Below are 14920 nucleotides of genomic sequence, written 5' to 3' on the forward strand. Positions count from 1 at the left end.
CACAATGGCAAGAGTTAAGTCCTGGTGGCAGTATGTACCCTGGCATTAAATCAAACTTCTATACAGGTTTTACTAAAAAACCTACCCTTGAGTTACAAACCTATATTCGTCGTCAAACCTTACGATCTAAACTAAAAGTGGAAATTATCAAGTAGTTGATCGCCATCTTAACCAAGTTGATCAGCAACTGCCCTCTTCTCTAAGAGAACCACAGAAACTTCAGTCTGCCCAAATTGCCTGGCTAGAATTTAGGGATGCTAGTTGCGAGTTTGAGAGTTATAGGAATGAGCGCTGGTATATTTACAAGTTGCCGGAGGGGCTAAATAGCTAAAAGTCTTATCTTCTCAGTAATTTATTCCCCCTGTTGCCTATTGCCTATTAGCCCTATATTATTTTTCCACCAGCGATAGTATCTGCTTAACTCGCCTCACCGAACTGAACAACGGGTTCAAAAACCATCCAGGTTTCTGCCACGCGATCGCTAAATCTTCTCACAAATAGACAGAAAATTAAAATATGGTTAATCAAATTACTGACTTAAAATTACTTGATCAGGACTTACACGGGAAGCACTATATATAGAGTTTTGGTGCGTTAGTCAGCGTAACGACCCTACAGATAGCTGACTTAAAATTACTTTCTGAAATAGATTATTTGGAGTAGTTATAAAAAACAATTTAACTACTAAATAATCATCAATTATAAAACCTAGACTATGAAAACTTAATAGCAGAATTAGAAGCATTGGGTAAAAGTGAAAAAAGTGCTATTCAAAGTTTCGTAACTTTAATTATTCAACAGTTACTACTTTATCAATATTAAGAAGAAGAAAGAACTAATAATTCTCAACATTGGCGTGGAGAAATTTTTACTTTATTCCTCTAAACCATCTGCCTTACCTTAATCAATTAATAAAAATCCGGAATAATATTAAATCCAGTAGTATCAATATAAATCTAAAGTATAGAAACCTGGTTCGTATTATATCAAAAGTGAAAAAGAATGCCATAGTTATGTCAATTTTGTCAAACCTTAACTGTACTAAATATTCGAGATTGTACAGCTAAAATTTTCTTGTTTTTGAGTAATGTCAGCAATACTCAGGTTAAACTATAATTATGTATATAGTCTGTAAAAATTGCCTCTGAAAACTCCTGAGAGAACATCATGCTCCAGCACAAATCCACTCTTTTTATTGTTACATGGTTGACTTTCTGCTGCTTTTCTCCAACTGCGAGTAAAGCCATCATTTATGATTCTACTACAGGGGCATTCAGTAATCATACCTTTACAAAAACGGCAAACCTACAAAAATCTCATCAAAATTATCCAGTCCCTCTGTATCTTGCTCAAGATAACAACTCAGAGGAGAAAGAGACAAAACCTGAAGAGGCCGAGAAAAAAAAATCAAATTCCTCTTCCTCTGTTTCAAAAGTCCCTAAAAAAATTCGTTCCATACTTAAATCTCTAGGAGGGCGAAAAACACTCTTTTTACTGAGCATGATATCTGTTTTGGTTACTGCTACGGCTGTATTTATTTTACTCAAGCTGTTTGACGATAATCAACCTGAAGAGCAAGAACCAGAAGACTTATCCCCTTCAGAAGAAATATCAGAAGTAACTTTACCTGATTCTGAAAATAACTATAGCCATCAATGGCCAGAAGCTGCAGAAAATCCTTTTATGGCCAATCTAAAAAATTATTCAGATGGTACTGTCCCAATTTCTCCTAATAGTTTCCAACAGCATCATCAAGATATTGAAGTAGAAAAATATCCTATAGTTGATAGTCATTCTTTGATTAATAAAGAAAATAATAATAATTATGAGCAACCAGAAACTCAAGAAAATTATATAGTTCAAGATGCTAACAATACTAATCAGCAAAATAATTATCCCGTACTTCAAGTTAATATTGTTGAACAATTGATTAATGAATTACAAAACTTTGACCCTAAGAAACGGCATCAAGCTATTTGGGAACTTGGGCAAAAAGGAGATTCTAGAGCTGTTCAACCATTAGTTAATTTACTTATAAGTTCTGATTCTAAACAGCAAAGTTTAATTTTAGCGACTCTCTCAGAAATTAGTGTTAGAACTTTAAAACCAATGAGTAGAGCATTAGCGATATCACTTCAGAATGATAATGCAGAAGTCAGAAAAAATGCTATCCGAGATTTAACTCGAATTTATGAGTTAATGATTCCTATAACTAATCTCTTGCAACAAGCAGAATATGACCAAGATATAGAAGTTGAGCAAACGGCAAAATGGGCTTTACAACAGTTAAATAGAATTCATACCAGATGACATTTCAGTTATCAGTTATCAGTTATCAGTTATCAGTTAGCCTCCTGGGTCGGAGTTTCCCTTTTCATGCTGCGAATTTTTCAGGGTTCTGTTTGATCCCATGGGAGATTAACTGGTCTAAAGTTCCGCTTGTTTTTTAGGTCCAGAGCTAAAGAAACCCGGTGTCTGAACCGGGGGAGAATTTCCCCCCTCTCCTGCAAGGGGAGGGGTTGGGGGAAAGGTCTTCATTAACCTAGATTACTTAACTAACTCTTTTACCTTACTCATAATACCTTCTGGATCGATTCCTTGATGAGGGAACTGTTCCCAAAGACCGCCACAACCTTCTTTGTGAGTAGCAAGATAAGCAAATTTTGGAGTCATACCACGTTCTAATAACCAAGAACCAAAACGACTACCCAAACCAGTACGACGGTTGAAAGCTTCAACTACTAATACAAAAGGAGCAGCACCTACCTTCTGCAACATATCCTCATCAATGACATTCAGAGTCGGTTTATTAATTAAACCAACATCTATTCCTTCTTGCTTCAGACGTTCTACTGCATCAAGGGAACGATACAAAGCATCACCAAAACTAACAATGTAACCAGCAGTACCTTCGCGAATCACTTCATCTTTGCCAGGAGTAAACTTGTAACCTTCGCCAAAAATTTCTGTACCTTCACTGTCAAGCATAATAGGCACTTTGGAGCGAGTCGAAAAAATAAACCGCATTCCAGTTTGAGTAAATACTGTCTCAACACAAGCTTTCATTTGATTAGCATCCGCTGGAAAATAGAGGCGAGTTTCATAACCATCATCTAAACCATTATCAGCATACATATTGTTTAAACCGAAGTGACAAGTGTTATCTGCCATGTCATCTATCCCAGCATGGGAGAAATGACATAAAACATTAGACTGATTTAACCGCGCCATAGTAATTTCGGAAATGCACATTTCTAGGAAAGCGCTGAAAGTAGCAAAAATACCTTGCTTTCCAGCTTCCATACCAAAACCAGCAGCAGCAGAAAAGTTGCCTCTTTCCATAATACCCCCACTAACAAATCGCTCTGGGTAAGCTTTACGGATTTGTTGTAGTCCGCAGGAACCTTCTAAGTCACTGTCAACAAATAAGTGGTTCTGACGTTCTGTTTCACTCATAGCATCGAGAACAGATACCACAGTTTCCCCGAATACGTTCCGGTTAGAACCAGCTTTCTCGCTAACTCCCAAGTAAGTGTAGCTTGGTTTGGGTTTTTCGATACCTTCCAGATAGTTAACAGCTTCAGTTATGCCTCTATCTTTTAGATAAGCGATCGCTAATTTTAAAGGAATTACATCATGTCCGTGGGTAGAACCTTCTAAACCTTCAATTCCGGGACACATCTTCCGCTTATTAATTACAGCGATCGGACCTTCAGTTGTAACAGCTTGACAAATTCTTTGGTAAAGACTATCTAAATCTTCTCCATCTCCCTCAAGTACAGTCAAACCATGACCTGTAAGAGTTTTGTTGAGGTCATAACCTTTTAAATAGCTGGAAGGATGACCTGCAATAGTCACATCATTATCATCAATCAGCAATTTAACATTCAGATTTTGTGCTACTGCCAATCTTGCAGCTTCAGCATCATTACCTTCTTGTTGAGAACCATCAGAACCGAGACAAAATACTACTTTATCAGGATTTGCCATAGCCACACCATTAATGTAAGGCCACATGTGTCCCAATCTTCCCGAACTAAATTTCACTCCTGGGGTAAATCCTAATTCTGGATGTCCTGGGAGATGAGAGTGAGCTGCCCGATAATTTACAAGATGTTCAAAAGGAATGTCTCCTTGTAGAGCTGCCATTAAGTATTGGGTAGCTACACGGTGTCCTGCCTCATCAAAGAAAATTGGTACAAACTTTTCTGCCATACCTCGGAAGAAGGCATCTAGAATCATTACTTCTGGAACTGTATCGAAAGGGCCACCTGTATGACCACCTACTCCTCTCGCAGCGCCAGTGGCAGTAAAGAATATAATTGTATCACGACAAAGTTGAATATTTGCTTTGAGTGTTTCTCGTTGTTCATTTGTAAGGGTGGAGTTTGTAGGGTCGAGGGACAAAGGTTTGTAGCTGCCTATGTCAATTGGAAATTTTGTTGTAGTAGTTGTCATGGTTAATAAAGGTAATAATTTAATAGTTTATATTCTCATAATTTGTGCAAAATTTAACATTGTCTTTCTTTTTGTCTTATACCTTACTTTCTTCGATAATATGACTTTTGACTTATAGCTTTTTAATTATGACTTTTGTCTCTAGATATAGCACAGCCTTCTAGGCTGTAATATCAAATTTGCTGGTACGGTTCCCAAGAAAGACGTTTCATGTCGCCCAGAGAAACCGGGTTGGTCTCAAATCCCCTTGTACGGAGGTTGCATAGTCCCTACCATCTACCTTCAATAAACCCGGTTTCTTCTCAGTCTCTATCGGAGAAAGAAATCATCAGCAGTAATATCGGGTGGATTCTGCAGAACTGCCAACTTTCCACCCAGACCGAAACCAGGTGCGCTACCATTCTGATTGTAGAACAAACTACCATTTTTACTGTTATAAACAATAACTGCATCAGAAGTTCTTGCTTCTTTACCATTAGTAACTACAGCAAACTCATCAACAATACTAAATCCTTCCCCTAGTTCGCTATTGATGGCAGTAAAGGTATCAAGGTCTAAGAGAATAATACCTCCTGTACCTCCCTGAGTTTCAGAAAAATCAGTAATTCTATCTACACCAACTTCCTCACTTTGGAATGGCTCATTAGTATTAAAGATAAAGCGATCAATACTTGCACCACCAGTAAGTGTATCGTTACCAGGACCACCATTGAGGTGATCGCGACCTTGACCACCATTGAGAACATCGCCCCCATCTGGCTGATACGAATTTCGTCAAGTTCGTCTTCCCACCAATCACTATTATTCCTACTTCCAAATTGAACATTCAAATCATTGCTGAGACTACCCAGAACGCTAAGATCTTGAGTATCTACTAAAGTCCCATCTACATAGAGCTTGGCTTAATTTGTGGAGCGATCTACAACTGCTGCTAAATGATACCATTCTCCTGTTGTCAGACGGTCGGGGCCTTCAATGCTTATTCGGTTTTGACCATCTGCCAAAACTTGACCATCTCCCAAAAGTAATTGAGGTTGGTTAGATTGATTCAACCCCATATCCCACCCTTGTGAAGTTCCTCCTCCTCCTATTTTCGCTACTATACTATTCTGATCTACACCGCTACTTTGGTCGTTCTTAACCCAAGCTTCTACTGTAAAAGAGGAGGAATCAGAGAAATTATAAGCATCGCTCTCAGATATTTCCACATCATCGTTGTCTCCATCTCAGGAAATAGTTCGTTCGGGAGGGATATTATTATCTGTTTCGGTGACAATATAATCGTCTATATCTGCCGTACCCGAAATTACATAAGGAACTTCCTATCCTCCTGCGGATGCTTCATCTTTTAAACTAACGGTAAACTGTCCTGGTGTGGGCTGTCCTTCTAGGGCATCTTGAACCCCATTAATATTGACGGCTATTTCTGCAGTGTCTTGGGTGCTTCCTCCCTCCGTTACTTTGATTTTGGCGGTATCGGTGGGGGGGAACTCGACAACTCCTAAAGTAGTGTTTAAACTGTTGTAGTTGTCCTCGTTGCTGCTATCGCTGGCGGTAATATCGAAGGTATCCAAGTCTTCGGTCAGGCCAGTTATAGTAACGGTTTTTTCTGTATCCCAGTTACTGGAATCGAAGGTTATCCTGTTGTCGCTGAGAGTACCACTAGCTAACGACAGGGTAATGGTTACGTGATCTGTTGGTTCTGAGGTGAGTTTGACTGTGAAGCTAGCTTCTCCTGTACTTTGAGCAACAATATCATTCTCGTCGGTTATTTCGTCTCCAAAGCGATCGCTAAAAGCTATCCCCGCTGCACAAGCGCCACTGTCTTCGACAAAGAAGGTGATAGAGGGATCGCTTGATTCAGTAAATTGGTTGGTACATCGTTGTCTGTAATTACATTGATAATGAGTTTGAATAGCTTGATAGATCGTCAACTACTATTGTTTTATAACTAAAATTAGTTACATTAGAAATCCTCACATCTTCAAGTTCTTATTGAAGCGATCGCCATTTTGATTTACCGTTGTACCCGTACCATCCTTAGCTGGAGTGATGGGTTGGAAATTAGCAACAGAAGGTACTGCTACTATGGTAAGTATATTAGTAGGGATATGAATTTCCTGGTTGAGAAGTTTTCATAGTTTATAAATCTACATAAATTGAAATGTTTATTAATAGATATTTGTTTAATTTATTAAGGTTACTACATTCTATTAAAACCAAGATTATTATAATTATTTTTTAATATATATAATAAGTAATATTAATAAAACTTACGCAAAGAAACCCGGTTTCTACAAGAAACCGGGTTTCTAGGTTTGTCTACATAAGTCCTGTGTATAAGGTTTTGACCTGATTTTTAACCTATTTTTTTGCCGATACTACAGATGTAGATTGGGTTGAGGTATGTAGCTTGCTTTTGTGCAGGAGTAACCCAAGAAAAATCTTTCTCCCCCCACTTCCCTACTCCCCTACTCCCCCACTCCCTAACAGTTCACTATCAATGGAAAGCAACCAAGAAACCGGGTTTGTGGTTCAGGACTTACGCAGCAAACCTAGATATGGTGCTTAAAACTATTGCACAATAGTTTTTTAACTCTATATATAGTACCTTTGTGTAAGTCCTGTTATAAAACTCTACTTTGCAATTTTAAATGCATGAATTTTGAATTGTAACTTCAGTATTTCTGGTTGCCAGTAGTACAATGTAACGGTTGTTTTTTTATATAAAGAGTTTGATAGAACGTTACACTTTACCCGAAATGGGTGAACTTTGGACTGATAATGCCAAACTAAAAACTTGGCTCCAAGTAGAAATAGCTGTTTGTGAAGCTCAGGCAGAACTTGGTTATATTCCTGCTGATGCGGTAGAAGAAATTAAGGCCAAGGCAAATTTTGACCAGCAGCGGGTATTGGAAATAGAAGCAGAAGTCCGCCATGATATGATTGCCTTCTTGACAAATGTGAACGAATATGTTGGGGATGCCGGACGGTATATTCACTTAGGTTTAACCAGTTCTGATATTTTGGATACTGCCCTAGCATTACAAATGGTGGCAAGTCTAGATGTGTTGTTATTATGCGTGGAAGAGTTAGGACAAGCTATTCGCTATCAGGCACAACAGCATCGGGAAACAGTTATGGTTGGTCGCTCCCACGGTATTCATGCGGAACCAATAACTTTTGGTTTTAAATTAGCAGGATGGTTAGCAGAAGTTTGTCGTCATCGCCAGAGGTTAGTGCAACTCCGTCAGAATATTGCTGTAGGTAAAATTTCTGGCGCAGTAGGAACTTATGCCAATATTGACCCCAGAGTAGAGGCGATCGCTTGTCAAAAACTGGAACTTAAACCAGATACAGCATCTACTCAAGTAATTTCTCGCGATCGCCATGCTGAGTATGTACAAACTCTGGCTTTACTGACTGCTTCTATCGAACGTTTTGCAGTAGAGATTCGGAACCTGCAACGGACTGATGTTTTAGAAGTTGAAGAATATTTTTCTCAAGGTCAAAAAGGTTCCAGTGCCATGCCTCACAAACGGAACCCCATCCGTTCCGAGAGGTTAAGCGGAGTAGCCAGAATAGTGCGGGGTCATTCTATTGCTGCCTTGGAAAATGTTGCCCTGTGGCACGAACGAGATATTTCTCATAGTTCAGTGGAAAGAGTTATATTACCAGACACTTGTATTTTGACTCATTTTATGCTAAAAGAAACCACTGAATTAATCCAGAAATTGTTAGTATATCCAGAAAACATGAAGCGAAATATGAATGTTTATGGAGGAGTAATTTTTAGCCAAAGAGTGCTATTAGCATTAGTAGAAAAAGGCATGATTAGAGAAGATGCTTATAAAATTGTGCAGTCTTGCGCTCATCAAGCTTGGAATCAACCCAATGGTAATTTCCAAGAATTAATCAGTAAAAATGAACAGATAAAAAGTCAATTATCTGAGGCAGAAATTGCAACTTGTTTTGACCCGAAACATCATTTAAAAAATTTAGATGATGTGTATCAAAGATTAGGTATTTAAGAGTCTATCAGGACTTACACATAAACCGGGTTTATCAACAAAAGGCAATTAGGGCTAAAGCCATGAGGTACGAAAAACAGGGGTTTGAGATTGCTTCCCTGGGGTCGTATCGGACGAAAATACGTTGCACTTGCGTAAGTCCTGGCAATAAACCCGGTTTCTTGTTTAGTTTGTGTAATATCATGTTCAGTTGAAAAGTTCAGGACTTAAGCAAATGTAATATAGAGTCGAAAAACTATTGCGTATGGGGTTTTAAGCACTATATCTAGGGTGGCTGCGTAAGTCCTGAAGTTGTCATTACGCACTCCGCTATCGCAGAGTGAAGTAATCTCAAAGTGCTGTGATTGCTTTCCGTTCTGGAATTCTTCGCCAACCCTTCATTCTTTGATTAAGTCAATGCTCTCTTCTAAACCAGATTTAGTATCATACCTATTCCCTCCACTCCTGTAACACCTCATCAGTAAATGGATTTTCCCCTGCCTGGAGTGCTTTAATCCATTCTTGTCGTTGTGCTTTATCCTCCTCATCATCAGTCCATTTTACAAATACCTGAAAATCAGCGATCGCTCCTTCAATATCCCCAGTTAAAGCCCTGAAAAGTCCCCGAATATCAACAATATTGCCATTTGCCGAATCAAGAGTGACTGCTTTTTCACAAGCAAACATCACATCAGTAGCTTGTTGATTAAGGCTGCCTTGACGACAAAGGTAAGCCCAATCACGAGCAGAAATTTGAGTGGGGTCAATTTTGTCTGCTTGCTGATAGGAAGCGATCGCTTCCTTAACTTTCCCATCTCTGACAAGCTCCCTGCCGTTATCCAAAAATTCATCTACTGCCTCAGATTTAGCTTTAGCTTCTAGATTAATATTTTCCCAAGTAGAGCTAAATGCTAATATATCAAGTTCTTTTGCTTGTTGATACTTTACCACTGCTGCTTGAATGTTTCCTTCCCTTGCTAATTTTATTCCTTCCTCCATTAATTTTTCTGCCTCCGACAATGAGACAGCCCAAGCTTTTAAATTTGGGCTGAGGTCAAGATCGGAGTTCCATTGCAGAGCTGTTTTAAACACTGCAACTGCTTCCTCAAGTTTTTCTGCTTTTCCCTTGCTTTCTCTGGCTAATTTTTCTCCCACTATTACCAAATTACCAGAAGCTACTTTCTTGCGTCCATAAGTTTGGCAAACCTTAAGTTTATCTAATTCCTGGGGATGAGAAATTAGGTAATCATTTAACCAATCGCAACCAATATCAGTTAACTTTTCTATCTGCCAATTTTTCCACAATTTTACAGTTCTGTCATCACTTGTCGTAGCAATCGTCTCTCCATCCGGACTAAATGCTACACCCCAAACCGAATTTTCATGGCCTTCTAAAGTCTGCAACAGTTTCCCCTGAAAATTCCACAATTTCACTGTATTGTCATTACTTGTAGAAACAATAGTCTCTCCATCGGGACTAAATGCTACACCATTGACCGAATTTCCATGCCCCTCTAAAGTGTGTAAAAGTTTCCCGTGGCGGTTCCATAGTTTGACTGTTTGATCGTGGCTACCAGTGGCAATAGTCTCTCCATCAGAACTAAATGCTACACCATTGACCGAATTTTCATGGTCGGTTAGAGTTTGCAAAAGTTTCCCCTGACGGTTCCACAATTTCACTGTACTGTCACGACTAGCAGTTACGATAGTCTCTCCATCCGGACTAAATGCTACACCCATGACCAAATTATCATGGCCGATTAGAGTTTCCAACAGTTCCCCCTGACGGTTCCACAATTTTGCTGTCTTGTCACCACTAGCAGTAGCAATCATCTCTCCATCCGGACTAAAAGTTACACCTATTACCCAACTCTTATGATCTTTTAAAGTCTGCAATAGTTTCCCCTGGAGGTTCCATAAATTTACTGTATTGTCACGACTAGCAGTAGCAATCGTCTCTCCATCAGGACTAAATGCTACACCATAAACCCAACTCTTGTGCCCAACCAGAGTCCGCAACAGTTTCCCCTGATGGTTCCACAATTTTACTGTATTATCCCAACTAGCAGTTGCTATAGTCTTGCCATCAGGACTAAATGCTACACCAAAAACCGAGTTTTCATGCCCCGTTAGAGTCTGCAAAAACTGCTTCTGAGGTTGCCATAGTTTCACTGTTTTGTCAGCACTTGCAGTTGCTATAGTATCTCCATCCGGACTAAATGCTACACCATAAATCCGATCCTTATGCCCAACCAAAGTCTGCAACAAATTCCCCTGGAGGTTCCATAATTTTATTGTTTTGTCAGCACTAGCACTAGCAATAGTATCTCCGTCCGGACTAAATGTTACACTAGCTATCCCTTCCTGATGCCCTGTGAGAGTTTGCAATAATTCTCCCTGAAGGTTCCACGATTTCACTGTTTTGTCAGCACTAGCAGTAGCAATAGTCTCTCCGTCCGGACTAAATGTTACACTATTAACCCAACTCTGATGCCCTTTGAGAGTCCGCAAAAGTTTCCCCTGAAGGTTCCATAGTTTTGCTGTTTGGTCACCACTAGCAGTAGCAATAGTCTCTCCGTCCGGACTAAATGCGACACTGCTGACTTTTCCCTGATGCCCTTTGAGAATTTGCAAAAGTTTCCCTTGGCGGTTCCAGAGTCTCACAGTTTGGTCACCACTAGCAGTAGCAATAGTCTCTCCATCAGAACTAAATGTTACACCATTAACCCAATTCTGGTGGCCCTTGAGAGTCCGCAAAAGTTTCCCCTGAAGGTTCCACAACTTTACTGTATTGTCACGACTGACAGAAACAATTGTATCTCCAGCAGGATTAAAAACTACATCTATTACCCAATCTTTATGGCCTTTGAGAGTATGTAAAAGTTTCCCCTGACAGTTCCACAACTTTATTGTCTTGTCACCACTAGCAGTAGCAATAGTCTCTCCATCGGGACTAAATGTTACACTGTTGACCGAATTATCATGCCCCTGAAAACGGTTGAACTCTTTAAATGCTTCTTGGTTGCGTCTGTAAACTGCTACTCGGAGAGCATTTATAATGTTGCTAGCTTTACCTGTTGCTGGAAAATTAGCATCTCCTTGTTTTTGCCTAGCCTCCATAGCTTTGAGCAACCCATCTAGCCGCTGTCCTGACAACGACAAAACTCTAGCCTCATTTGCCTGAGCAATAATGGTTTGCTTTTCTGCCCTTTGACTTTCTTGTTTTGCCATGCCAGCAAAGATTCCCATCGCTACTGTCAATAGCGCCATCGATAAGGAAACAAAAACGGAAGCTTTAAACACCCGCTTTTCCAATTTTTGTCTTTTTTCTTGTTCTTCCCGTCGTTTTTTGCGTTCTTCTTCTAGTTCTTTTAATGTTTCAGTGCCTTTTCTTTGGCGAATAAACCCTACTAAATAATCATGTACTAACTGATAATGGTCTGCTGGTTTTTCTGGCAACAAAAATACTAAACCAGAATCTACAAAAATATTTAATACTAACTCTAACTCCTCCATATTAAACTTACTTTCTTTCTCCAATTCAGCTTTAGTTTTCAGAGGGCGAGTATTGTTTTCATCAGTGAACAATAGCAGCACCAACCAAGCTAATTTTTCATTCTCATCCCCACAGTCTTTCACGACAGATGCTAAATATTCTTCTACCAATTTTGCCTTGGGATTATCTCCTAATTCTTGATATTTTTCTAAGGTAGTAATATTCTCAGCTTGCAATTGTGCCCCTACTACTTGCAACTCTATGGGACGAATTTCTCCCAACTCCTCAGCTAAATCTTCTACCAATTTGTCTGTGAGATTTTTATCTATTTTAAACTGAGAATTTGCGGTTAATCCTTGAATAACAGATTTGGCTTGTGAGGGAGAAAAATTTCCTAAGTAATAGAGGATATTTTTATCTAAAATATTATTATTAATTGTCTCTAAATTTCCCCAACGATTAAAATCTAATAAATAATGAATATAATCTGACCGCAGAGATAAAACTATTTTCACAGAAGATGTTTCTAAACATTCTTGGAGAAATTTAGCAAATTCTCGTTTATCCTCTGGTTCGCTATTTTCAAAGAAAAATTCCTCAAATTGGTCAAAAATAATAACTGTGAGTAGATTTAATTCATCATTACCATTATTTCGCAACTGAACAAAAATTTCCTCAGCCGAATTTAGATTCTCTGAATCAATTGTTAAATTAGCAATTATTTGTAGTTGTTCTGCTAAAATTTTCCCTAATTCGGAAATCCAATGCACATAAACTCGTTGTAAAACTACTACTACATCACGAGTAGCAATTGATTTTCCTTCTAAAGTCGGAACTAATCCAGCTTGTAAAATCGAACTTTTACCTACCCCTGATTGTCCATGAATAACTATTAATTTATGGTCAGGGCGACTAATTCTTTCCACCAATTTTTTGACATCAAGCTGTCGTCCAGATGCAGCTATTTCTTGAGTGAGTTTTTGTTGATTAATTTTAGATTTTGACTGAGGTAAAGCCGGATTAATATTTAGTTTTATATCTCTCAAACGATTAGCACCAACAAAAGCTTGAAACCCAAATTGTTGTTCTATCTTGAGTTTTTCTTGCTTGATTTCAAAAGCTTTTAAATATGCTTTTTCTTGGTAATAAATTAGTTGTAAATCTGTGAGAATATCAAGATAAAAATCGGCATTGTATTCAGGTTTTGTCGTATTTTTTGCTTCTTCAAAAATAGCTATAACAGATTTTATTTCACCTAAATATTTTTCCGCTTTAGCCAAAGAAAATAAATATCTACCCAGATGAGAATACTGTTCCCAATCTAATGTGATTTTGTCTGTTTCAGAAGTAGAAGAAGATGCAGCAGTTAAAGTTTTGTGGAAAATTTCTATAGCAGTTTGAGCAAATTTTTTGGCTGGTTTATAGTGACTTTTTGCTAATTCACATTCTGCGAGAAAACCATAAGCACAAGCTAATCTAAATGATGAGTAATCCCCCTTCATTTCTAGGGTGTGGGAAAAGGTGGAAGATGGGAAAGATGGGGAGGAGGGGGAAGATGGGGAAGATGGGGAGGAGGGGGAAGATGGGGAAGTAGAGGGTCTGGAAGCGATATTTCTCAAAAAGGATTTACCTCCGACACCTCCGACACTTCCCCCACTTCCATTTTGGGAGGAATTAAAAAGTTCTATTGCCCTATTCGCAATCGTCTCTAACTTATTCCAACATTCCAAAGTCTGCAAAACTTCTCCCCAAGCATTGATAAATTTAGCAACTAAATCTGAACGATTAATTGTCTCGAAGCCTTCTATGGAGTGTTGAAAATAACAGCCAGCTTTCTCATAAGCTTGATGTTTTGCTGTTCTATGTCTCACCCCATAACTCCGCCACCATAAACCCAAATAATAATTAGTATGAGCCACTCGCAAAGAGTTGTTAACTTCTTGCCAAAGTTCTAAACTCCGTTGATAATGTTCTAATGCTATTTCAGTAGAATTATCTGTTATTCTTCCTAACAAAAATTCTAGACTAGCCTCTAATTCTGTTTCTAAATTAACTCCTCTATTTACTAATTCCTGTCGAGCATTTACTAATTCTTGATAAGTAGAATCTAGCAAACCTAGCTCGGCATAATCTAAAAATATTCCAGCCCCACTTTCTAATACTTTTTGATAAACACTCTCACCCATCTGTTGAATAAAATCTATTAATTCTTGAGTGAGAGTTTCAAAGACAGTCAGACTTGCCCAACTTTCAAAATCAGGAATTAAACGAATAAACTTTCGGGAAATCTCTGCATCTATCCATAAAACTATTGGGAAGTGAAAATTTTTGGGAAATTCTTCCCGCACTAACCCCATTGAAATGAGCAGTCCATCAAGATCCGCCACCGACTCCAAACCAGAAACCATAAGAGCATCTGGTTGTTGCTCTCCTAAATATTGGGAGATAGTGGCATAAAGTTCTTTCGCTGACCCATCTAACTGTAACCTTGCTAAGTCTCCAGAAAAAGATTCTTGGAGTTTTTGCATTAGGCGATCGCGCTGAGTCAGAGTATTACAACAAGCTAAAAATAGCCGAAATTCTCCTTGAGACATTTCTAGGCCAAACATTAGCTCGGACAATGATTCTCGATGATGATTAAAATCTGGCATTCTATTTCAGTTATCAGTTATCAGTTATCAGCCCAGTAATGGACAGACACATCTAATTCAGTTATCAGTTAGTGGCAGGTTTTGCGCTCCGCAAAGCTCCGCTTTATATGTCGCGCAGCCAAACGCTTGGCGGCATGAATGGGCAGAATTTGCTAAGGAAGGAATCTCATATAGAATCCGGTTATATAGTATATGTTCATAATTATATCTACACTTTCTACTCCCCATCTCCCCACACAGACCACACAGACCACACAGAGCCAAATATACAACAAGTATTCAACCGGACATGATATCAGAGGTTT

Annotated in this window: 5 protein-coding genes and 4 pseudogenes; 4 read left to right on the forward strand and 5 right to left on the reverse strand. The window is 38.8% G+C overall.

All coding sequences use genetic code 11. The annotated features are described in order from the left end of the window. Positions 1-154: 154 nt before the first annotated feature. The 3 genes and pseudogenes from VKJ25_RS24605 to VKJ25_RS12140 form a co-directional block, all read left to right on the forward strand. Positions 155-331, forward strand: a pseudogene (locus VKJ25_RS24605) (lysozyme inhibitor LprI family protein); the annotation flags it as partial. 386 nt (positions 332-717) lie between these two features. Next, positions 718-822: pseudogene (locus VKJ25_RS24610) on the forward strand (DUF29 family protein); the annotation flags it as partial. A gap of 345 nt (positions 823-1167) precedes the next feature. Continuing rightward, the gene (locus VKJ25_RS12140; RefSeq protein ID WP_324236890.1) at positions 1168-2310 is read left to right on the forward strand and encodes a HEAT repeat domain-containing protein; all 1143 of its coding nucleotides are present in this window, start codon (positions 1168-1170) and stop codon (positions 2308-2310) included. 237 nt (positions 2311-2547) lie between these two features. Here the strand turns inward: VKJ25_RS12140 and VKJ25_RS12145 are convergent, their stop codons facing one another. The 4 genes and pseudogenes from VKJ25_RS12145 to VKJ25_RS12155 all read right to left on the reverse strand — a co-directional run bounded on the left by VKJ25_RS12145 (position 2548) and on the right by VKJ25_RS12155 (position 6392). Further along, on the reverse strand, positions 2548-4458 hold the full coding sequence (locus VKJ25_RS12145; protein WP_324236891.1) for a transketolase C-terminal domain-containing protein: 1911 nt from the start codon (positions 4456-4458) through the stop codon (positions 2548-2550). Between the two features lie 309 nt (positions 4459-4767). Further along, a pseudogene (locus tag VKJ25_RS24615) lies at positions 4768-5202 on the reverse strand (calcium-binding protein); the annotation flags it as partial. 158 nt (positions 5203-5360) lie between these two features. Further along, positions 5361-5672, reverse strand: a pseudogene (locus tag VKJ25_RS12150) (LamG-like jellyroll fold domain-containing protein); the annotation flags it as partial. Between the two features lie 108 nt (positions 5673-5780). Next, complete coding sequence (locus tag VKJ25_RS12155; protein ID WP_324236892.1) at positions 5781-6392, reverse strand: YbbR-like domain-containing protein; 612 nt, start codon at positions 6390-6392, stop codon at positions 5781-5783. Between the two features lie 801 nt (positions 6393-7193). On the opposite strand from VKJ25_RS12155, the gene purB reads away from it, so the two are divergent. Next, positions 7194-8489: an adenylosuccinate lyase gene (gene purB / locus VKJ25_RS12160; protein WP_324236893.1), complete on the forward strand. Its 1296-nt coding sequence runs from the start codon at positions 7194-7196 to the stop codon at positions 8487-8489. A 429-nt stretch (positions 8490-8918) separates the two neighbouring features. Here purB and VKJ25_RS12165 read toward each other — a convergent pair whose 3' ends face one another. Further along, positions 8919-14615, reverse strand: coding sequence for an nSTAND1 domain-containing NTPase (locus VKJ25_RS12165; RefSeq protein ID WP_324236894.1), 5697 nt, complete (start codon positions 14613-14615; stop codon positions 8919-8921). Positions 14616-14920: the final 305 nt, after the last annotated feature.

This window comes from Okeania sp. (genome assembly GCF_035285525.1).
Lineage (GTDB): Bacteria > Cyanobacteriota > Cyanobacteriia > Cyanobacteriales > Microcoleaceae > Trichodesmium.

Excerpts from the sequence above, each read along its gene's own strand:
- VKJ25_RS12145 (WP_324236891.1), bottom strand. The coding sequence starts at position 4,458 with ATGACAACTACTACAACAAAATTTCCAATTGACATAGGCAGCTACAAA.
- VKJ25_RS12165 (WP_324236894.1), bottom strand. The coding sequence starts at position 14,615 with ATGCCAGATTTTAATCATCATCGAGAATCATTGTCCGAGCTAATGTTT.
- VKJ25_RS12140 (WP_324236890.1), top strand. The coding sequence starts at position 1,168 with ATGCTCCAGCACAAATCCACTCTTTTTATTGTTACATGGTTGACTTTC.